The following is a 19,567-nucleotide window of genomic DNA, read 5'->3' on the forward strand; positions in this document are numbered from 1 at the left end:
CGGATGGGCCCGCTGCGTGGCGGGTCCCGCCGGATGGGCGCGCCGTCTCAGGGCAGCTGCGCTCGAGGCGCGCGTGCCGGTCCGGCGAAGGCGGGCCTGACGAAGAGGGAGGCGCGCGGCGTGCTCGCCACCTCGCGCCAGGAGCCGCTGCCGCGCAGGTACGCGTCGAGCCGGGAGCCGCGCTCGGACAGCGCGAGGCGCACGTCGTGCTCGGCCACCTGCCGCGCGTAGAAGGCCGGGTCCCCCTCGTACCACTCGCGCAGGAACGAGTCCCCGTACAGCTCACATCGATCGTCGCCGAAGATCCGGACGCCCGGGACGTTGTAGGCGACGAACGCGCCCAGCACCATGTCGGTCAGCACCGGGACGCGCGACCCGAGGTCGCGCGCGGCGGCATCGAGCTGCGGGACGAGCGCGTACGGCCAGCGCGCGCGCTGTGGCCCCGCCAGCGGCGGGCCGCCTTCGTGATGGTTGAGCGCCGCGAGCGCGAGCACCGCGACCGGCGCGAGCCACGCGGCGCGCGCCAGGACCGGAGCCGGGCGGCGCGCGCCCCCGATCCCGATCCCGTGCCGTGCCAGCCACGCGGCGGCCCCGCTGCGCGCGAGGAGCTCGGCGAGCGCGATCAGCGCCGCGATCGCGAAGAGGGGCGCGTGCCGGATGCGCTGGAGCATCAGCACGAGCCAGACGAGCGGCAGGAGACAGGTCGCCGTCCAGCGGGCGCGGCCGCATGAGGCAGCCACGGCGGCGTACCCGGCCGCGAGTGGGACCACGTACCAGGACCCCGTCCTCCACAGCGACGCATGCTCCAGGATGTACCCGGCGATGACCGGTGACCTCACGATCGCCAGCCACGTCCGGATCATCTCCACGCCGTATGGGTTCAGGAGCGTGCCCGCCATGCCGGCGGCGAGGACGCCGCAGAGCGTGAGCGCGTCGGCGGGCCCGGTCACGGGGGACTCGTGCCCGAGCGCCCAGGTCGAGATCCAGAGGGCGGCCGCGAGCCCGAGCGTCGCCAGTCCGCCCAGGACGGCCCCGTGGCAGCTCGTCCACAGCACGAACAGCGGGACGAGCCACCACAGCCTGCGAAGGCCGGCGCGCCCGGCCTCCACGTCGGCGATCGCGGCGAAGGTCCACCCGAAGAACACCATCGAGACCAGGAGCGGGCGGACGTGGATGCTCCCGGCGCTGGTGAGGATGCCGAGCGAGGAGATCAGCACCGCCCATCGGATCTGGACCCCGCCGGCGACCAGCCGCGCGAACAGCCAGGTGAACAGGAGCGCCAGCGCGGCGCTCGCCACCACGAGCAACGCGTCGAAGCCACCGAGGCGATGGAGCAGCGCCATCGCGCTCTCCGCCAGCCACTGGTGCGCGATCCAGGGCTTCCCCTGGAAGGTGAAGGTGAGCCAGTCCTCGCGCGGCAGGCCGTGGGTCAGGATCCGCTCGCCGGTGAGCACGTGCCAGAACGTGCCCGGGTCCTGGAACATCCGCGACGCGCCGGCGATCGCGAGCAGCGCCCAGGTCGCGGCGAAGAACGCCGCCGACGGCGCAGCCTGGAGGCGGGTCGTCCACGCTCTGCGAGGTTCGGTCGCCATCGCGCTGAGGACGACTGTCGCGCCGCCGGGGGTGGCGCCGCAAGCGCGCGCGGGTCCCACCTCCGTCCCGCGTTCGCGGGGCGCGCGCGCACCTACGCCAGCGGCGACCCGCCCGTCACCCCCACGATCTCCCCGCTCACGTACCGCGCGTCGTCGGAGGCGAGGAACACGAACACCGGGGCGACCTCGGCCGGCTGGCCGGCGCGCTCCATGGGCGCGCTCTCGCCGTGCTTCTCCACCTTCTCGTCCGGGAACGACTGCGGGATGAGCGGCGTCCAGATGGGCCCGGGCGCGACCCCGTTCACCCGGATGCCGCGCGCGGCCAGCTCCTTCGAGAGCCCCTGCGTGAACGTGCGGATGGCGCCCTTGGTGGCGGCGTAGTCGAGGATCTGCGGGTTGGGGTGGTAGGCCTGGATCGACGTCGTGTTGACGATCGCGGCGCCGGGCTTCAGGTGGGGGAGGGCGTGGCGGGTCAGGTTGAACATCGCCACCACGTTGGTCCGGAACGTCCGCTCGACGCGTTCCGCGTCGAGGTCCTCGAAGCGCTCCACGGCGCGCCCCTGGAACGCGGCGTTGTTCACGAGCACGTCGAGCCTTCCGAACCGCTCGATCGCGGCCGCCACCACGCGCGCGCACTGCGCGTCCTCGGCGAGGTCGCCGGCCACCAGCAGCGCGGTGCGCCCGGCCGCCTCCACCGCGCGCCGCGTCTCCTCGGCGTCCTCGTGCTCGGACAGGTACGACACCACCACGTGCGCGCCCTCGCGCGCGAACGCGAGCGCCACGGCGCGCCCGATGCCGCTGTCGGCGCCGGTGACGATCGCGACCCGGTCCTGCAGGCGCCCGTGCCCGCGATAGCTCCGCTCGCCGAAGTCCGGCCGCGGGCGCATCCCGGCCTCGCTGCCCGGCGTCTCCTGCTGCTGCTTCGGGTACGGCGGCCGCGCGCCGGCCCGCCGCGGGTCGGGGTTCCGATCCTTCGCCATGGCGCCTCCTGCCCGAGAAGCTAGGGCGGAGCGCGCCGGGGCGCGGCGGCGGGCGGGCCGCTAGGCCGCGGGGACCACGTACCACTGGCCCTTGGCGCCCTGCTCGCGGCGGAGCAGGCCCTCGGCCTCCATGGCCTCCAGCATCCGGTTGAAGGACGAGAACCCGTGCTCGCGCTCGTCGAAGTCGGGCTGGCGCCGCACGATGGCGGCCTTGATCGCGGACGGGTTCACCGGCCCGGCGGCCCGCCCCAGGATGGCGGCGGTGGCCTCGCGCGCGACCTCGGGGACGACCGCGGCGATCTTCTCCTTGGGCTTCTCCGGCTTCTCCTTGCCGCCGCCCTCGGCGCGGCGGCGGGAGCCGGGGCGCAGGTAGATGAACTCGTCGCAGGCCTTCACGAACAGCGGGCTGGTCGCCTCCCGCACCGCCATGCCGATGACCGTGCGGTCGTTCTCGCGCAGCTTGTAGGCGAGCGGGCAGAAGTCGGAGTCGCCCGACGCGATCACGAACGTGTCGATGTGCTCGCGCAGGTAGGCGAGCTCGAGCGCGTCGATGACGAGGCGCATGTCGGCGCCGTTCTTCCCGGCGCGGGTCGAGGGGGGCACGTCCACCAGCTCGACGCCCTTGTCGTGCAGGCGCGGGGTGGCGGCCGAGAAGCGCGTCCAGTCGGCGTAGGCCCGGCGGAACACCACCTTGCCCTTCTCGAGCAGCGTGTCGAGCGCGGGCTGGAGGTCGAACGTCTCGGCCGACAGGCCGGTGCGGGTGACGAGGTTCTCGAAGTCGATGAAGAGCGCGATCCGCTGATCGCTGTGCTCGCGGCGCATGGGAAGGGGCCTCCGGGCAGGCCGGGCAGGGGCCCGCAGCGCCCGGAACCTGACAGGTGCGGGGCGCGGGCGCAAGGAAAAGGGCCGAAAGGGCGAGGCCGGGGGGCGCACCCCCCGGCCTCGGGACCTTCACGGTACGTCCTGGTGGATCAGTACCAGGCGCGCTCCGGGCCGTGGCAGGCGACGGCGCAGCCGTGCGTGGTCCGGTCGTAGTTGACCGAGGCGGCCACGTCCACCTGGCCGTTCACGTGCAGCGCCTTGTCCGCGGTGGGCGGCGTGGCGCCCGGCGCGTACGCGGCGGAGTGGCAGACGCCGCAGGACAGCTTGAACGTGCCGACGTGCACGAGGTGCGCGTCGCTGAAGTCCGTGCCGGTCTGCGACGCGTGGCAGCTCGCGCAATCCACCGAGGTGGCGGTCCAGGCCGGGGTGGCGGCCTTCCCGGCGCGGAAGCCGCCGTGGCAATAGGTGGACGCGCAGGTCCCGGCGCCGGCGTCGAACGTGCCGGCGGCCGCGCCGCCCGGGGTCTTGAGCGCCACCGCGACCGCGCCGTCCACGTGCGCGATGTCGGCGTAGGGCTGCCCGTCGTGGCAGGCGCCGCAGGCGACGCCGTTGCTGATGGCGCCGGTGGGCTGCTTGCCGAACAGGTGCGTCTGGTGCGCGCCGACGCCGCGCTCCGACGGCGCCACGTGGCCCTGCGTGTCCACCGGCGGCGCCGCCGCGAGCTGTGCGCGGTTGGGCTCGCCGTGGCAGAAGGTGCAGCTCGTCTGCCAGGCCTGCTGGCCGTTCGCCGCGTGGCAGGCGTTGCACGACACGCCGGCGCCGGGCCCGCCGTCCAGGTCCGCGCCGTGGCAGCTCCGGCAGTCGTCGAGGCCGCGCGGGTACGCCGGGTCGTGGAAGTTCGCCGCCAGCCCGTGGGGCTGCTGCGTGCCGGCGGGTGCGAGCCAGCCGGCCGGGTGGACGTTCTGGTCCACCACGCCGTTCACGTGCAGGCCGTTCGCGACGAACATCGAGCCGTCCGGGTTCACGGTGCCGGGGTGGCACTGCGAGCACTGCGGCAGCGAGGCGAGCGGCGCGCCGCTGCGATCCACCGACGGGTGCGGCGAGGGCGGCACGAGCGCGTGGCAGCTCCCGCAGGTCGCGCCGCCGCTCCCCTGCGTCCAGGTCGGGGCGATGTTCAGGCCGCCGCCGCCGATGGGGGTGTTGCCGCCGCCGTGGCAGTAGACGCCGCTGCAGGTGCCGCTCGCGTAGCTCGGGTTCGCGTTCAGCGACGCGAGCGGGCCGAAGGTGACCACCGGCGCGCCGTTCGAGGCGTGGGCCGAGTCGGTCGGGACCACATGGCACTGGCTGCACGCGAACGCCTTCGCGAGCGGGCCGTCGCGCAGGTGCGCGAGGTGCGCGCCGACGCGGGCGCCGGTGACGTTGCCCTGCGTGTCCACCGGCGGCGCGGCGCGGACGAGCGGCGAGTCCTGCGTGCGGCCGGGATCGCCGTGGCAGCCGGCGCACGCGGTCAGCGCCACGATGTCCACGTGGCCGTCGACGTGCTTGCCGCCGGGCTTGATCTGCTGGTTCGCGTCCACCGAGTCGGAGTGGCACTGGAAGCAGTTCGTCGCGAGCGCGCTGTGGCTCGGCGGCGGGTTGCCGTGGCAGGCCTGGCAGCGCTCCGCCGCGCTGGGCTTCGGCTGGTTCCACGACGGGTTCGGCGTGGTGCCGCCCGCGAACAGCGTGCTGCCGTGGCAGTACGTGCTCGAGCAGGTGCCGCCGAGCGTGCCGGTGCCGGCGGCGTAGGTCGGGCTCGCGCCGTCCAGCTTCGCGGCCTGGCCGAACCGGACCTTGATGGAGCCGGGGCCGATGTGGTCCGGGTCGTCCACCGAGGACGGCACCTTGTGGCACGTCTCGCAGGCGACGCCGGCGTCGAGGTGCGCGGTGTGCGCACCGACCTTCGGGCCGGTCAGGCTGCCGTGGGCGTCGCGCGGCGGGGCGCCGGTGTCGTTGTCGACACCGCCGTGGCAGCGGGTGCAGCTGGTGCCCGCCTCGGCGGCCTCCTCCACCTTGCGGGCCGAGCAGGCGGCGAGCAGGGCGAGGGGAAGGACGAGCGGGGTGATTCGAGCGGAGCGCATTCGGGAGGGTCCTCGGTCCGTGGCCGCGCCCGGATGGGCCGGCGCGCGGCGCCAGAATGCCCTCGTCGGCGGGCCGGTGGCTTGACCGTGCGCAAGGGACGCGTCACCCGACCGCAGGAGGCGCGGGTCGGGTGCCGTGTGCCCTCGGGCACGGCGCGTGCCGGCAGCGCGACCGCCGGTCCGCTACCAGGTCTCGCCGCCGTGGCACCCCGGCGCACAGCTCCGGGAGGCCGCGTTCCAGCCGACGATGGGCTGCAGCTGCCGCGTGCCGTCCACGTGGGTGGCCGGCGCGACGGCGCTCGCAGTGTACCCGGTCCCGTGGCAGGTCGCGCACGCGATCGAGCGGCTGGAGACGTGCAGGTAGTGGCGGCCGGAGTAAGCGGACGTTCCGCTCCCGCTCTGCGGCAGGTGGCAGGAGGCGCAGGTGGTGCCGGCCGTCGAGGTCCAGGTCGGCGCCGGCGCGGCCGCGCCCGCGATGGAGCCGTGGCAGTAGGTGGACGCGCAGGTGGCGGCGGTGTGGTCCCAGGCCGGCGTGCGGCCGCCGGTGCGCGACAGCGCCCCGAACTGCAGCTGCACGGTGCCGTCCGCGTGCGTGGTCGAGGTGGGCACCGCGTGGCACTCGCCGCAGGCGAGCGGCGACGAGAGGCTCGCGAACAGGTGCTTCTGGTGCGCGCCGACCGCGAGCGCGGTGACCGCCGTCTCGCCGCGCGTGCCGTACGGCGGCGCCGCCGCATTGGTGGCGCGCGCGGGATCGCCGTGGCAGCTCGTGCAGCTCAGCCCCGCGGCGTCGAGGTCCAGCTTGCCGTCCACGTGCGTGGCGAGGTTCACGGTGGTCGCGGTGTAGCCGGTGTGGCAGCCGCCGCAGGCGGTGCTGGTCGAGTGCGGGGGCGGGGGCGGCGCGCCGTGGCAGGTGCCGCAGGCGGCCTGCGCGGCGCCGCCGGTCCAGGTCGGGGCGGTGTTGGAGCCGCCGGCCGCGAGCGTGGCGCCGTGGCAGTAGGTGGACGCGCAGGTCGTCCCGCTCCAGGCCGGCGCGGCGCCGTCGCGGCGGGCGGCGCTGCCGAAGGTCACCTGCGCGGCGCCGTCGAGGTGGCCGAGGTCGGCGGGCACGGCGTGGCACTCGGCGCACGCCACCGCGCCGGCGATCGCCCCGCCGTCGAGGTGCGCCCGGTGCGCGCCGACGGCGCGGTCGGTGGTGGCCGTCTCGCCCTGCGTGCCGAGCGGCGGCGCGGCGCTGGGCAGGTCGGCGGCGGTGTACGCAGCGACCTTGGTGCCGTGGCAGAACGTGCAGTTCGACTGCCAGGCGGTGCCGCCGTGGCAGCCGTTGCAGGAGACGCCGGAGGTCCCGCCGCCGTAGTCCGCGCCGTGGCAGGCGGTGCAGCTCGAGAGGTCGCGCTTCGCGGCGCGCCCGTGCTGCGCCGGGTCCGCCCAGCCGTCGGGGTGCGCGCGGCTCACGTCCACCAGGCCGTTGAGGTGCAGGCCGCCGGCGAGGTTCAGCGTGCCGTCGGTGTTGACCGTGCCGGGGTGGCAGCTGGCGCAGGCGGTCGCGCCGGCGGCGTGCGACGGCGGCGGCGCGCCGTGGCAGCTCCCGCAGCCGAGCGGGCCGGCGCCGCCCCAGGCCGGCGCGGTGAGGCTCCCGCCCGAGAGCGTCGCGCCGTGGCAGTACACGCCGGAGCAGCTGCCCCCGGCGAACGCCGGCGACGCGCCGCCGGCGCGGGCGAGCGCGCCGAAGGCGAGGTCCACCTGGCCGTTCGAGTGGAGCCGCTGCGTGGGCACCGCGTGGCACTCGGCGCAGGCGATGGGCCCGGACACCGCGGTGGCGTGCAGGTGCGCCTGGTGCGCGCCGACCGCAGGCCCGGTGGCGCTGCCGTGCGCGTCGAGCGGCGGGGCCGCCTGGAGCAGCGCGCTCGCCTCGGAGCGGGTGGCGTCGCCGTGGCAGGTGGTGCAGTCGCCGCCCGCGCCGGCGTCGGCCTCGCCGAGCGTCGGGCGAGCCTGATCGCAGGCGGCGGTGGCGGTGAGGAGGGCGAGCGCGGCGAGCGCCGCGCGGTGGGTCGAGGCCATGGTTCGTCTCCGGGCGGCGGCCCGGGGACCAGGGCCCGGCGCTGGAGCACCGGACCGTGGGCGGGCGGCGGCCATGGCGCCACGTTCGGGGGTGCCGATCGAGCAACCGACGTGCCGGTTCGGCCCGGAAGTCCGGACCCAGCGCTAACCTCCCGGAAACTCCTGACGCGAACGGGTGGGGCAAGGTGCGCGCCCACCGTGTCCCACGCGCAAGGGACGCGGCGGTCGCTTCCTTACCGCAATCCTTGCGCCCGGCGCCCCGCCCGGCGGCTCGGCAGGGATCGACAGGACGGCCGACGGTTCGAAGGTCGCCGGCGCGCGCGGCGCGGACTTCCCCGATACACTCGCCGGATACCAGGAACGGAAGCGGGGAGGGCGTGCGTGACACAGTCCGAAAGGCTGGCCCGCCGTACGGAGCTGCGGGTGGAGATCGCGAAGCACGAGGCGGCGCTCGCCGCGCTCCGCGCCGACGAGGCCCGGCTGCTCGAGGGCTGCGATCACACCTACGCCGACGGCCGGTCGGCCGGGGTGGGCGGCGCGGTCCGCGTCTGCGCCGTCTGCGGCCACGTGCTGAAGCACCGCGACGAGAAGCTGTGGGGCTGAGCGGGCGACCCTGTTAAGACGAGTGGCCCCCGGCGCCCCCGCGCGCCGGACCCCCTTCCACTCGCCGGCGGCCGCCGCGCCGCCCGGAGGTCCGATGGCCACGCTCAGCCCGTTCCGCGCCCTGCGCCCGCCCGCCGCCCTCGCCGCCCAGGTCGCCTCCCCGCCGTACGACGTCGTCTCCACGAAGGAGGCGCGCGCGCTCGCCGCCGGCAACGCCGACAGCTTCCTGCGCGTCTCGCGGCCGGAGATCGACCTGCCCGAGGGCGTGGACGAGCACTCCGATCCCGTCTACGCGAAGGGGCGCGAGAACCTGGAGGAGCTGGTGCGCCGCGGCGTGCTGCGCGCCGACCCCGAGCCGCGCTTCTACGTGTACGCGCAGCGGATGGGCGAGCACCGGCAGACCGGGCTGGTGGCCTGCGCGTCGGTGGACGAGTACGACCGCGACGTCATCAAGAAGCACGAGAAGACGCGCGCCGACAAGGAGGACGACCGCGTCCGCCACATCGACACGCTGTCGGCGCACGACGAGCCGGTGTTCCTCACCTACCGCGCGGTGCCGGACCTCGACGCCGCGATCGAGGAGGTGAAGCGCGCCGCGCCGGAGTACGACCTCGTGACGCCGGACGGCGTCGCCCACCAGCTCTGGGTGGTGCCGCCCGCGCTCGGCGCGCGCATCGAGCAGCTCTTCCGCGGCGTGCCCGCGCTCTACGTGGCCGACGGCCACCACCGCTCCGCCGCCGCCTCGCGCGTCCACGCGGCGCGCCGCGGCCAGCCCGGCGAGCACGGCGGCTTCCTCGCGGTGGTGTTCCCGCACGACCAGATGCAGATCCTCGCCTACAACCGGCTGGTGCGCGATCCGCAGCGCCGCTCGCCCGACGCGCTGCTCGAGGCGCTGCGCCAGGTGCTCGACCTCGAGCCGGCGAAGGACCCGCGCCCCGATCACCCGCTCGCGTTCGGCGTGTACCTCGGCGGCCGCTGGTGGCACGCGCACGTCCGCAAGGGCAGCTTCGACGCGGCCGACCCGGTGAAGGCGCTCGACTGCTCCATCGCGCAGGACCAGCTGCTCGAGCCGCTGTTCGGCATCCGCGACCCGCGCACCTCGAAGGACGTGGACTTCGTGGGCGGCATCCGCGGCCACCAGGAGCTGGAGCGCCGGGTGAACGAGGAGGGCTGGTCGCTCGCGCTCCACCTGTTCCCCACGCGCATCGAGCAGCTCATCGCCGTCTCCGACGCCGGCAAGCTCATGCCGCCGAAGAGCACCTGGTTCGAGCCGAAGCTGCGCTCGGGGCTGTTCGTGCACGGGTTCTAGGCGCACCCGCCGACCGCGTCCACACGCGGCGTGTTGCACCGCGGGCGGCGTGACCTGGCCGGCCTGCGCGCAGGCGACGGGCGTGGCGTCGCGTGGGGCCTTGCGATCGCGGCGAGGGGACCGATCCAACTGTAACCCCGTGACATGACAGGCGGGCCTCCCTGGTCTCGGCGCCGTCACGCCCGCTCGCGTCGAGTTGCGCGTAACACGCCCTTGCAGAGATCACCCTGAGTGTGTTTCGCTGTCAGTGCGTGGTCGGCTCCTCCTGACCCGCGAACAGCACGAACGACGCACGCAGGCCGTGACGCGGTGAAGGGAAGACGCCGCGATGGCGCGCACGCGTGCTGGGGGGCGCATGCGCCGCTGCGGGATCAGCCATCGGCCGGCTCACGTCCGTCGCTGACGGGAACCAGGTGACCTCGTACGCCTACGACGAGGTCGGACGCGTGCGGTTCGAGACGGTGACCTTGGTCGCCGGGCCGACGCTGGTCACGGAATACCGCTACGACGCGGACGGCAACGCCGACATCGTCGTGTATCCCTCGGGTCTCGTGGTGAAGCTCGAGCGCGACCTCGCGACGGGTCGCGTGAGCGCGGTCCGGGACCTGAGCACCGGCGCCGCGCTGGCGTCGGGCGTCGAGTACCTGCCAGGCGGCCCGATCGAGCGGCTCGTCTACGGAAACGGCACATCGCTGACGCGCACCTACGACCTGCGCTATCAGCCGCTCGGGATCCAGAGCGGACCGGTCGCGCTGGCGTACGTCCCGACGCTCGCCGGAGACGTGGCGACCATCACGTCGGAGTTTGGCGAGGAGCGGTTTGGCTACGACTTCGCGGACCGGCTGGTCACGCGCAAGACCACGACGGGCATCCGGTCGGAGCCCCTGGCGTTCGTGTACGCCGGCGATCGCCTGACGCAGGCGTTCCCGTCCGGTTCCACCGTCCCGCAGTTCGCCTTTGGCTATGACGACCAGAGCAACGTCAGCGCGGTCTCCCGGTACGACGATGGAGGTGCAGCCCTCGCCTCGACCCTCTGCCTCGTGCACGACGCGCTGGGGCGGCTCGTGCTGGCAGGGTACGCGGCGCCCGGAAGCGGCGGGCCGGACGTCCTCGCGTGCAGGAGCGAGGCGGACGTCCACGAGGTGATCGCCCGGTTCACCTACGACGCGCTGGGGCGCAGGGTGAGTCGCAAGGACGCGGATGGGCGCTGGACCTACTTCACCTTCGACCTCGAGGGCAATCCAAGCTCGGAAGTGCTCATCTCCGGCGACGGCCTGGCGCCGGCGCGCGACTACGTGTTCCTGGACGGCGGACCGCTCGTCCAGCTCGAGTATCCCGGGCCGACGCCCAGCGGTGGCGCGCCGTACTTCTTCCACGTGGATCACCTGAATCGTCCACGAGCGCTGACGAGCGCGAGCGGGCAGGTGGTCTGGAAGTCGAACGTGCTCCCGAGCGGCGAAGGCATCGAGCAGATCGAGCCGGACAGCGCGAGTGGGCGCGTCGTGGTGACGAACCTGCGGCTCCCGGGGCAGTACGACGAGCGGCTGCTCGGGAGCCTCGGGCTCCAGGGGCCGTACTACAACTGGAACAGGTGGTATCTGCCGTCGGTCGGAAGGTACATGGAGTTGGACCCCATCGCGCTGGCGGGAGGGTTCAACACCGAGTTCGGCGTCGATTGGTACAACTACGCGGGAGGCAACCCGCTCTCGTACACGGACCCGACTGGCCTCTCGAAGTACGACAAGTTCTTCGGGCTGCCGAAGAAGTTCTGGAACTGGTACCACCGCAACGTGAAGAAGCCCGGGGACCTCGACCTGACGAGGTCGGACGCCGAGGAGTTGTTCAAGGAGTGGGAGAGGCTCGGAAAGCCCGGCCCCGATAAGAAGGGTTGGGACGACTTCTGGGATTTCATCATCCCGTTCCCGCCAATTTTCAATATTTGCGAAATCGCGCCCGAAACGTGCAAGCGGATGCGCGACCCGTGCCACGGCGGCGCGTGAGGGACGGAGGCCAATCGTGGAGTGCCTGCTGACCATCTCTGGGCGTGACTTTGACGTGGACGTGTTCCTCGCAAAGTTCCCGCGGTTGAAGCCGACCGCGTGCTGGCGACGTGGCGAGCCGAGGTTCCGGAAGCCTGCTCACGAAGACAGCGGCCTGTCTCTGGCTCTGCGGGAGGCGGCCCGGTGGGCGGAATTGCGCGCTCGCACGGTGAGGGCCATCGAGGCGCTCGCCCCGGTCATCAAGACGGCGCATGAGGCCGGAGCAGAGGTCGGCCTCGACTTCGCGCTCTTCGTGGGAGCCCAGCCGTTCACCTCCTCGGTTTCATTCTCCGAGGAGGACCTGCACCTGTTCTCGGGGCTGCGGGGCGGTGTCACCGTCTCCGCGTACCCCGTAGCGAACGAGGAGACGCCGGGCCGAAAGAAGACGCCGAGCAAGAGCACGCGCCGCGCCAAGGCAGCGTCGGCTCCGCACGGGCCGGGGCGAACGATGAAGCGGCGAGCGTAGAGGGTTCGCGGAAGCTCATGCGGGTGCGCGTACTTGTCTCGGCTGTCGTTCTGGCCGTGGTCATCGCGCTCGCGCTCGTCGGAGCGAAGCGGTGGCTGGACATCGACAGGTGCCTGGACTCCGGTGGGCGGTGGAGCTACAGCAGGTCCGGCTGCGACTACGGGCCGGGTGGTCCGCCTCAGCCGCCAAGATGACCGGAGCGGCCCCGAGTTCGAGCGGCGCTGACTACTTCACTCGCTGCCCTGTGCCTGGTGCGCGATGTAGACCGCGACCCTCGTTTCCTCGACCTGCTGGGCGAGACGGTTGAAGGCACGAACACGACCATCACCGGCACCGTTGTCGAGCGGATCGATGGGGCGCCGTACAGCTTCCTGCGGCTCGAGACGGAGAAGGGTCAGGTCTGGGTCGGCGTGCCGACGGCTGAGGTGCCGGAGGCGAGCAAGGTCACCGTGAAGAACGGAGCCCTCCTGAAGAACTTCGAGTCGAAGCAGGCCGGCAGGACGTTCGAAACGGTGATGTTCGGGGTGCTGGCGAAGGGGTAGGCGGCCCTCGTCGCGGGAGTCAGCGCCAGCTCGTGGGTGCTGACCCGACTTGGCCTCGTTGATTCACGCATCGAGGCGAGCGGCGATCCCGAGCGCACGCTCTTGCCACGCCTTCTGCCCCATCCGAGCCGGCCAAGCGATCAAGGCCGTGACCGATAGTGTCAGACCCGTGCGCAATGATGCGCGTAATGGACGCCGCGCTCGCCGCCGCTGGATTGGACGCCGCCGCGCTGAAATGCGCGCTGGTAGGCTACGCGTCGCCCCGGGTCGAGCTGCCGCCCTTCACGCCCGCCGAGATCGAGGCCTGGTTCCGCGGGGGCGAGATCGAGGGGGACCTGGGCGAGCACCTCCTCGTCTGGGCGGCGCGGGTGCGCGGGTGCATCGACGTCGAGCTGGCGGAGGGGCTCGCGGCGCTGAAGCGGGGAGATCGATTGGCGGCGCTGGGCTGCCATTTCGACGACTACGCCCGCGAGGCGCTCGACCTGGGGAAGCGCGCGGCCGAGAACCTGGCGCGGCTGGGCGCAGGGATGGGGGAGCGGCCGCGGCTCCGGGAGGCGCTGCGCGCGGGGCGGGTCCGGCTCCGCGCGGCGGAGACGATCCTGACGGTAGCGGTCGGTGACGCGGAGGCGGCGTGGGTCGAGCGCGCCGGCGTGGAGTCCGTGCGGGGGCTGGAGGCGGCGGCCCGGGCAGCGAGGGTACGGGGCGATGCGTCGGGCGATGCGCGGGGCGCCGCCGTTGGCGAGGGCGAGGACGAGGCGTGGGTCGAGCTGCGCACGCAGCTGCCGCCGGAGGAGCGGCGGGTGCTGGACGAGGCGCTCTCGCTCGCCCGGGAGCTGGAGCCGGGCTCGAGCCGGAGCGAGCAGCTCGAGGCGCTGGCGCAGGAGTACCTGGCGGAGCACCCGGGTGATCCGGACGCCGACGACACGCGTCCGCTGGGGCCGGGGTTCCGGGCGCGCGACGACGCGTCGACGGGGCGGCGCTCGACCTCGAGCCTGGGGCCGGACGGCTGGGCGGAGCTCCCAGAGGTCCCTCCCGTGCCCGCGCCGGAGCTCTCGTTCCACGAGACGCTGTCGGCGCAGGAGCTCGACGCGCGCCTGCGGGCGCTGGCGGAGTGCCGCGCGGGATGGGAGCGGCTCATCGGGCGGTGCGGGTACGCGGTGAATCGGAGCGGCATGCACCGGCTCGCGGGCTACGGCAGCTTCCGCGAGTACGTGGAGGAGCGGCTGGGGTTGCCGGCGCGGGCGGTGGAGCAGCGGGTGGCGCTGGAGGCTCGGCTGGCGGCGTCGCCGGCGCTGGAGGACGCGCGGCGGCGGGGCGTCTCCTACGAGAAGCTGCGGGTGTTGGCGCGCCTGCAGGAGCCGGACATCGCGTCCTGGATCCCGCGGGCGCTGGAGGCGACCTGCGTCGCCTTGCGCCGCGAGGTGGACGGCGAGCGCGAGGGGCAGCTGCGTGCGCGCGGGAAGCTGGTCGTGACCCTGCCGCGCGGCGTCGGGGTCCTGCTCGCGGCGGCCATCGCCTCGGTCCGGGAGCGGCACGGGCCCGCGCTCTCCACCGGAACGTGCCTGGCGGTCATCGCCTTCCACTTCCTCGTGACCTGGGGCGACGCGCCGGGGCGCTCACGAACGCGTTCGCGGCGCATCCGGGAGCGGGACGAGGGGTGGTGCCAGGTGCCGGGCTGCAGCCGGCATGCGGCGCACGCGCACCACATCGACTTCCGCTCGCACGGCGGCAGCGACGACCCGGAGAACCTGGTGGGCCTCTGCGCGTTCCACCACCTGCGGTGCGTTCACGGCGGCTACCTGGCGGTGCTGGGGCGCGCGCCGGGGGAGCTGGTGTGGCTGCTGGACGGGCGGCTCTGGGTGGGACCGCACCGGCGCGGCGCTGACGTGACGGGCCGCGCCGCGGCGGCGGCGTGCTGAACGGGTCACGCGGCGCCGGCCCCGCTCACAGCCCCAGCAGCCGCTCCGCCAGGATGAGCGCGTCGCCGGGGCAGCAGACCGGCGGGCGCGGGCGCCGGACCCCGGGGACGCCCTCCAGCTCGCTCGCGCGGATGGCGAGGAGCTCCTTTCGCCATCCAGGCATTGCCTCACCCGCGATCGCCCGGTCGTCTCGGTTGGGCGGCGAGGCGGTCCCGGAGCGCCTTCGCGAGCGCATCGGCCAGCGCCGCGGGCGCGGCGCGATCCGACGTGCGGTGCAGCCACAGGCGGACGGGGGCGAGGCGGGGAAGGCCGAGGCGCCTGCCCGCGGGCCGGAGCGCCGCGGGCGCGCCGAGCGGGGTGCGCGCGGTCGCGCCCAGCCCGGCGGCCGCAGAGGCCCAGAGCACCGAGAGGCTCGGGCTGGTGAGCGCGAGGCGCCAGGGGAGGCCGGCGCCGTCCAGCGCCGCGATCGCCGCCGAGCGGAACGCGCACGGGGGATCGAACAGCACCAGCGGCAGCGGCTCGCCCCGGGCCGGGCGCGGGAGCGCCGCGCTCGCCAGCCACTCCATCGGGAGCTCGCCGAGCAGCGCGGCGCCGGGCACCTCCTCGCCGAACAGCAGCGCGAGGTCCAGGCGGCCGCCGGCGAGCGCCTCGCGCAGCGCGGCGCTCCGCTCGATCACCACCTCGAGGCGAACCCGCGGCCGCGTCCTCGCGAAGCGCGCCAGCTCGCCGGGGAGCCAGCGCTCGGCCACGTCCTGCGGGGCGCCCAGCCGCACCACGCCGGCCTCGGCGTCCTCCTGGAGCGCGGCGTGCGCCTCCTCGTCGAGCTGGAGGAGTCGCCGCGCGTACGAGACCAGCCGCTCGCCGGCGGGCGTCGGGACCAGCCTGCGCCCCTGCTTGCGCAGCAGCGCGCACCCGGCCTGCGCCTCCAGGCGCCGCATCTGCAGGCTCACCGCCGACGGCGTGAGGCCGACGCGCGCGGCGGCGCGGACCAGCCCGCCGGCGTCCACCGCGGCGACGAGGGTGTGCAGCAGCGGGAGGTCGAACCGGGGCCAGGGCATGGCTGAGGAATACTCACTCGTCTGATGAAAACATTCAACGGCAGTCACTCGTGAGACCGGATAGTCATCGGGCCCACGCCGGGACCGCCCGGCACCACCGAGGAGCTCACCATGCCGTTCATCTCCATCCGCCTCTCCACGCCCACCGACCTTCCCGTGGGCGACCCGGCCCGGCGCCAGGCGGCGCTCGACGCGCTCGCCGCGCGGGTGGCCGCCCGGGTCTCCGGCTCGACCGCGCGCCTCCTCGGCAAGCGCGAGGACGTCACCTCCGTCGCCGTCTCGTACGTGGAGCCGGGCCGCTGGTTCGTGGGCGGACCGTCGCTGGCCTCCCAGCGGCGGAGCAGCTTCTTCGTGGAGTGCCGCATCACCGACGGCACGAACGACAAGGACGAGAAGGCGGCCTGGGTGCGCGAGGTGTTCGACGCGCTCGGCGAGCTCGTGGGGGAGGCGCACCCGGAGTCGTACGTCCACGTCCACGACGTGCGCGGCGACGCGTACGGCTATGGCGGCGTCACCCAGGAGCGCAGGTACGTGGAGGGCAGGGCGGCGCCGCGGCCGGCCGGTGACCCGGTCACGCCGTCGCCGGCTTCCCGCGCGGCAGCGACACCGTGAACGTGGAGCCCCGGCCCGGCGCGCTCTCCACCGCGACCGTGCCGCCGTGCGCGCGGACGATCTCGCGGACCACGTAGAGCCCGACGCCCAGGCCGCCCACGCCGGCGGACGGGCAGGCGCGCTCGAACGCGCCGAAGATCCGCTCCTGGTCGGCCGCGGGGATGCCGGGGCCCTCGTCGTGGACGCGGATGCGCGCGCTGGCGGCGTCGGCCTCGACGCGGACCTCCACCGGCGCGCCGGGCGCGTACTTGAGCGCGTTGCCGACGAGGTTCTCGAGCACCTGGTCGATGCGGCGCCGGTCCCAGGCCCCGACCACCGAGGTCGGCGCGTCCACCCGCAGCGTCACGCCCGCCGCGGCGGCCTCGGCGAGGTGCTGCTCCACCACCTCCCGCACCGCCGCCGAGAGATCCATGGGGGCGACGTCGAGGTGGAAGCGCTTGGTGGACAGCCGGGTGACGTCGAGCAGGTCGTCCACCAGCGTGGCCAGGCGGTGCACCTGCCCGCGCGCGCCGCCGAAGATCTGCATCAGCTTCTCGTGCGGCATGGCGCGCAGCTCGCCGCGGGCGATGAGCCGCTCCAGCATGGCGATGCGGAGCTGCAGCGGGCCGAGCGGCCCCTTCAGCTCGTGCGAGGCGATGGCGAGGAACTCGTCGCGCGCGCGCACGGCCCGCTCGGCCTCGCCGTAGAGGCGGGCGTTGTCGAGCGCGATGGCGAGCCGGCGCGCCAGCTCCTCGGCGAGCGCCAGCGCCTCGGCGGTGGAGAGGCGGTCCTCGCGCTCCCCGAACAGCGACAGCGTCCCGAGCGGCTCGCCCACGCCGACGAGCGGCAGCGTCAGCTCCACCTGCCCGGGCAGCGCCGCGCGCAGCGGCGCGGGCCAGCCGGCCTGCGCGGCGGGGCGGCTCACCACCGGCCGCCCGGTCTCGAGCGCGCGGGTGATCGACGCGGCGCGGTCGAGCGTGAACCCCGGCGCCGCCAGCGCGGCGCGCCCCTCCTCCTCGCGGCGCGGCTCGGCGTGGGCGAGGCGCACGCGCGGCCCGCCCTCCTGCCGCAGGACCAGCAGCACCGCGTCGGCGAGGTGCGGCAGCGGCAGGCGCACGGCGGTCCGCGCGGTGGCCTCGGCGTCCAGCGAGCCCGCGAGCAGCGCGCTCACCCCGGCCAGGAAGCGCTGGTTCTCGGCGTCGCGCGCGAGCAGGCGCTCCCGGGCGCGGGAGTAGTCGATGCGCCGGCGCAGCTCCTCGGGCGACACGTGCAGCGCGGTCAGGATGTCGGCGTAGGCGGTGGAGATGGCGCGCGCCTCCTCGGGCGTCACCAGCCCGGCGCGGCGTACCGCGGCGTGCGCGGCCGCCGCGCCGATCGCGGCGGCGAGCGCCACCTCGACCTGCGCCTGCAGCTCCGCGACCTGCAGCGCGGACAGCTGCTGGCCGGGGCGCGCGCCGCAGCGCTCGAGGCACGCGTCGGCGAGGGCCTCCGCCTCGGCGGTGGGCACGTAGGCGCCGAGGAGCTCCACGGCGAGCCGCCGCTTCCGCTCCGCGGACGCGAGCGCGGCGGCGCCCTCGATGGCGGCGCCCGCCGGGTGCGCGGACAGCACGTCGATGATCCGCTCGGCCCGCGCGCCTTCCTCCGCGCCGTGCGGCACCACCAGCGAGACCGTGACGAAGGCGAGCACGTTCGCGATGAGCGTCCAGACCACCGCGTGCGTGACGGGATCGGTGTGGATGTCGAACAGGCCCTCCGGGACGAGCGCCTCCACCCCGAGCGGCCCTTGCACGAGCAGGGCCTCCGGGAGCCAGCCGCTGCGCGCCAGGACCGGCACCACCAGCGTGTAGGCCCACACCGCGAAGCCGGTGACGATCCCGGCGATCGCCCCGGCCTTGCTGGCGCCGCGCCAGAACAGGCCGCCGAGCAGGGCGGGCGCGAGCTGCAGCACGGCGGTGAACGAGACGAGGCCGGTGGAGGCGAGCCCGAAGCGCGGCCCGAAGGCGCGCTCGTACCCGAAGGCGAGCGCCAGGACGAGCAGCGCGGCCGCCCAGCGGGCGTGGAGCACGTGCCGCCGCACCCAGCGCAGCGGCGGGAACGCCTCGGCGGCCGGGATCGCCACGTGGTTCGAGAGCATCGTGGCGAGCGCGGTGGTCTCGACGATCACCATTCCGGTGCCGGCGGAGAACCCGCCGAGGAACACGAACCAGCCCAGCGCCGGGTGCCCGGCGTCGAGCGGCAGCGAGAGCACGAACACGTCGGCGCCGCCGGGCGGCGCGCCGGCGGCGAGCGCGCCCAGCGCCAGCGGCAGCACGAACACGTTGATGAGGAGCAGGTACGCCGGGAAGAGCCACATCGCGGTGCGGACGTGGTCCTCGCTCGCGTTCTCGACCACCGCCACGTGGAACTGGCGCGGGAGCAGCAGCGCCGCCATCCCGGAGACCAGCAGGTGCGCGAGCCAGGTCCCGACGCCTGCGTCGCCCAGGAACGCCGGCGCGGCCTCGCCGCCCGGGGCGGAGGAGAACACGTCGGCGAGGCCGCCGCGGAACCCCCACACGAACCAGGCGCCGACCGCCAGGAAGGCGGCGAGCTTCACCACGCTCTCGACCGCCAGCGCCACCACCAGGCCGGGGTGACGCTCGGAGGGCCGCGCCCGGCGCAGGCCGAACACGATCGTGAAGCCGAGCAGGAACGCGAGCAGCGGGAGCCCCAGCCGCTTCCCCGCGCCCGGGTACGCGAGCGACGCGCCGCCCCCGGCGACCAGCCCCAGCGTGGCGATCATCGTCTTCAGCTGGAGCGCGATGTACGGCACCAGGCCGACGACGAGGAGCCCCGTCGCCACCAGCGCCACGGCCTGCGACCGCTCGTAGCGGAGCGCGAGCACGTCGGGGATGCTCGTGACCTGGTAGCGGTCCTTGATCCGGACGAGCTTGCGCACGACCCACCACCACACCGCCGCGCAGAGCGTGGGGCCCAGGTACACGGTGAGGAACAGCAGCCCCCGCCGCGCGGCGAAGCCGACGCTGCCGTAGAACGTCCAGGTGGTCGCGTAGACGCCCAGCGCGAGCGAGTACACGAGGCGGTTCGACGCGACCGACCGCCCGCGCGCCTCGCGCCGCTCGGCCCACGCGGCGATCGCGAAGAGCGCGCCGACGTAGGCGGTCACCACCAGCGCGGGGAGGGCGACCTCACGCATCGGGAGGTCCTCGCGGTCGCCGGGCGCGCAGCGCGCGCGCCATCGCGGCGAGCGCGCCGACGCCGCCGAGCCAGGCGCCGAGCAGATGGGCGTACGCGGGCGCGAGCGGGAGGGGCGGCGTGCGGACGAACGGCCAGGTGACCAGCAGGAGCCCGAGGACCAGGATCAGCACGGCCCAGGCGCGCGCCGGCTCCCGCGCGCCGGACGAGCGCTCCTCGTCGCGCTGGGCCAGCGACACCGGCGCACCTCCTGTCTCGTCGCGCTACGGTGGCGCGGGC

16 protein-coding genes are annotated in these 19,567 nt (G+C 74.7%); 7 read left to right on the forward strand and 9 right to left on the reverse strand.

Features of this window, described 5'->3' with window-relative positions; translation table 11 throughout:
* Window positions 1-47: 47 nt before the first annotated feature.
* From ACOQFB_RS06475 to ACOQFB_RS06495, 5 genes are all read right to left on the reverse strand, one after another.
* On the reverse strand, window positions 48-1,592 hold the full coding sequence (locus ACOQFB_RS06475) for a hypothetical protein (RefSeq protein WP_421609942.1): 1,545 nt from the start codon (window positions 1,590-1,592) through the stop codon (window positions 48-50).
* A gap of 92 nt (window positions 1,593-1,684) precedes the next feature.
* A complete protein-coding gene (locus tag ACOQFB_RS06480) occupies window positions 1,685-2,572 on the reverse strand; it encodes a glucose 1-dehydrogenase (protein WP_421609941.1) in 888 nt (295 codons plus the stop codon).
* Between the two features lie 60 nt (window positions 2,573-2,632).
* On the reverse strand, window positions 2,633-3,394 hold the full coding sequence (locus ACOQFB_RS06485; RefSeq protein WP_059436680.1) for an NYN domain-containing protein: 762 nt from the start codon (window positions 3,392-3,394) through the stop codon (window positions 2,633-2,635).
* Window positions 3,395-3,543: 149 nt separating this feature from the next.
* Window positions 3,544-5,511: a CxxxxCH/CxxCH domain c-type cytochrome gene (locus ACOQFB_RS06490; protein WP_421609940.1), complete on the reverse strand. Its 1,968-nt coding sequence runs from the start codon at window positions 5,509-5,511 to the stop codon at window positions 3,544-3,546.
* Window positions 5,512-5,694: 183 nt separating this feature from the next.
* The gene (locus tag ACOQFB_RS06495; RefSeq protein ID WP_421609939.1) at window positions 5,695-7,569 is read right to left on the reverse strand and encodes a CxxxxCH/CxxCH domain c-type cytochrome; all 1,875 of its coding nucleotides are present in this window, start codon (window positions 7,567-7,569) and stop codon (window positions 5,695-5,697) included.
* A gap of 381 nt (window positions 7,570-7,950) precedes the next feature.
* On the opposite strand from ACOQFB_RS06495, the gene ACOQFB_RS06500 reads away from it, so the two are divergent.
* From ACOQFB_RS06500 to ACOQFB_RS06525, 6 genes are all read left to right on the forward strand, one after another.
* On the forward strand, window positions 7,951-8,172 hold the full coding sequence (locus ACOQFB_RS06500; RefSeq protein WP_059437955.1) for a hypothetical protein: 222 nt from the start codon (window positions 7,951-7,953) through the stop codon (window positions 8,170-8,172).
* Between the two features lie 94 nt (window positions 8,173-8,266).
* Entirely contained in the window at window positions 8,267-9,481 is a 1,215-nt protein-coding gene (locus ACOQFB_RS06505; RefSeq protein WP_059437956.1) for a DUF1015 domain-containing protein, read from the forward strand.
* Between the two features lie 413 nt (window positions 9,482-9,894).
* The gene (locus ACOQFB_RS06510; RefSeq protein WP_421609938.1) at window positions 9,895-11,481 is read left to right on the forward strand and encodes an RHS repeat domain-containing protein; all 1,587 of its coding nucleotides are present in this window, start codon (window positions 9,895-9,897) and stop codon (window positions 11,479-11,481) included.
* Window positions 11,482-11,497: 16 nt separating this feature from the next.
* Entirely contained in the window at window positions 11,498-11,986 is a 489-nt protein-coding gene (locus ACOQFB_RS06515) for a hypothetical protein (RefSeq protein WP_421609937.1), read from the forward strand.
* 251 nt (window positions 11,987-12,237) lie between these two features.
* Entirely contained in the window at window positions 12,238-12,528 is a 291-nt protein-coding gene (locus ACOQFB_RS06520; protein WP_421609936.1) for a hypothetical protein, read from the forward strand.
* A gap of 188 nt (window positions 12,529-12,716) precedes the next feature.
* A complete protein-coding gene (locus ACOQFB_RS06525) occupies window positions 12,717-14,447 on the forward strand; it encodes an HNH endonuclease (RefSeq protein WP_421609935.1) in 1,731 nt (576 codons plus the stop codon).
* A 25-nt stretch (window positions 14,448-14,472) separates the two neighbouring features.
* Here ACOQFB_RS06525 and ACOQFB_RS06530 read toward each other — a convergent pair whose 3' ends face one another.
* Window positions 14,473-14,610, reverse strand: coding sequence for a hypothetical protein (locus ACOQFB_RS06530; protein WP_421609934.1), 138 nt, complete (start codon window positions 14,608-14,610; stop codon window positions 14,473-14,475).
* Between the two features lie 4 nt (window positions 14,611-14,614).
* Entirely contained in the window at window positions 14,615-15,505 is an 891-nt protein-coding gene (locus tag ACOQFB_RS06535; RefSeq protein ID WP_421609933.1) for a LysR substrate-binding domain-containing protein, read from the reverse strand.
* Window positions 15,506-15,616: 111 nt separating this feature from the next.
* Here ACOQFB_RS06535 and ACOQFB_RS06540 point away from each other — a divergent pair, with 111 nt between their 5' ends.
* Entirely contained in the window at window positions 15,617-16,117 is a 501-nt protein-coding gene (locus ACOQFB_RS06540; RefSeq protein WP_421609932.1) for a tautomerase family protein, read from the forward strand.
* Here ACOQFB_RS06540 and ACOQFB_RS06545 read toward each other — a convergent pair.
* Both ACOQFB_RS06545 and ACOQFB_RS06550 read right to left on the reverse strand, forming a co-directional pair.
* A complete protein-coding gene (locus ACOQFB_RS06545; RefSeq protein WP_421609931.1) occupies window positions 16,077-19,289 on the reverse strand; it encodes an ATP-binding protein in 3,213 nt (1,070 codons plus the stop codon). The genes ACOQFB_RS06540 and ACOQFB_RS06545 overlap by 41 nt on opposite strands.
* Window positions 19,282-19,527 (reverse strand): hypothetical protein, encoded by a 246-nt coding sequence (locus ACOQFB_RS06550; RefSeq protein ID WP_059437960.1) that lies wholly within the window; start codon window positions 19,525-19,527, stop codon window positions 19,282-19,284. The genes ACOQFB_RS06545 and ACOQFB_RS06550 overlap by 8 nt, the downstream gene beginning before the upstream one ends.
* Window positions 19,528-19,567: the final 40 nt, after the last annotated feature.

The organism is Anaeromyxobacter sp. Red801, from assembly GCF_049201065.2.
Taxonomy (GTDB): Bacteria; Myxococcota; Myxococcia; order Myxococcales; family Anaeromyxobacteraceae; genus Anaeromyxobacter.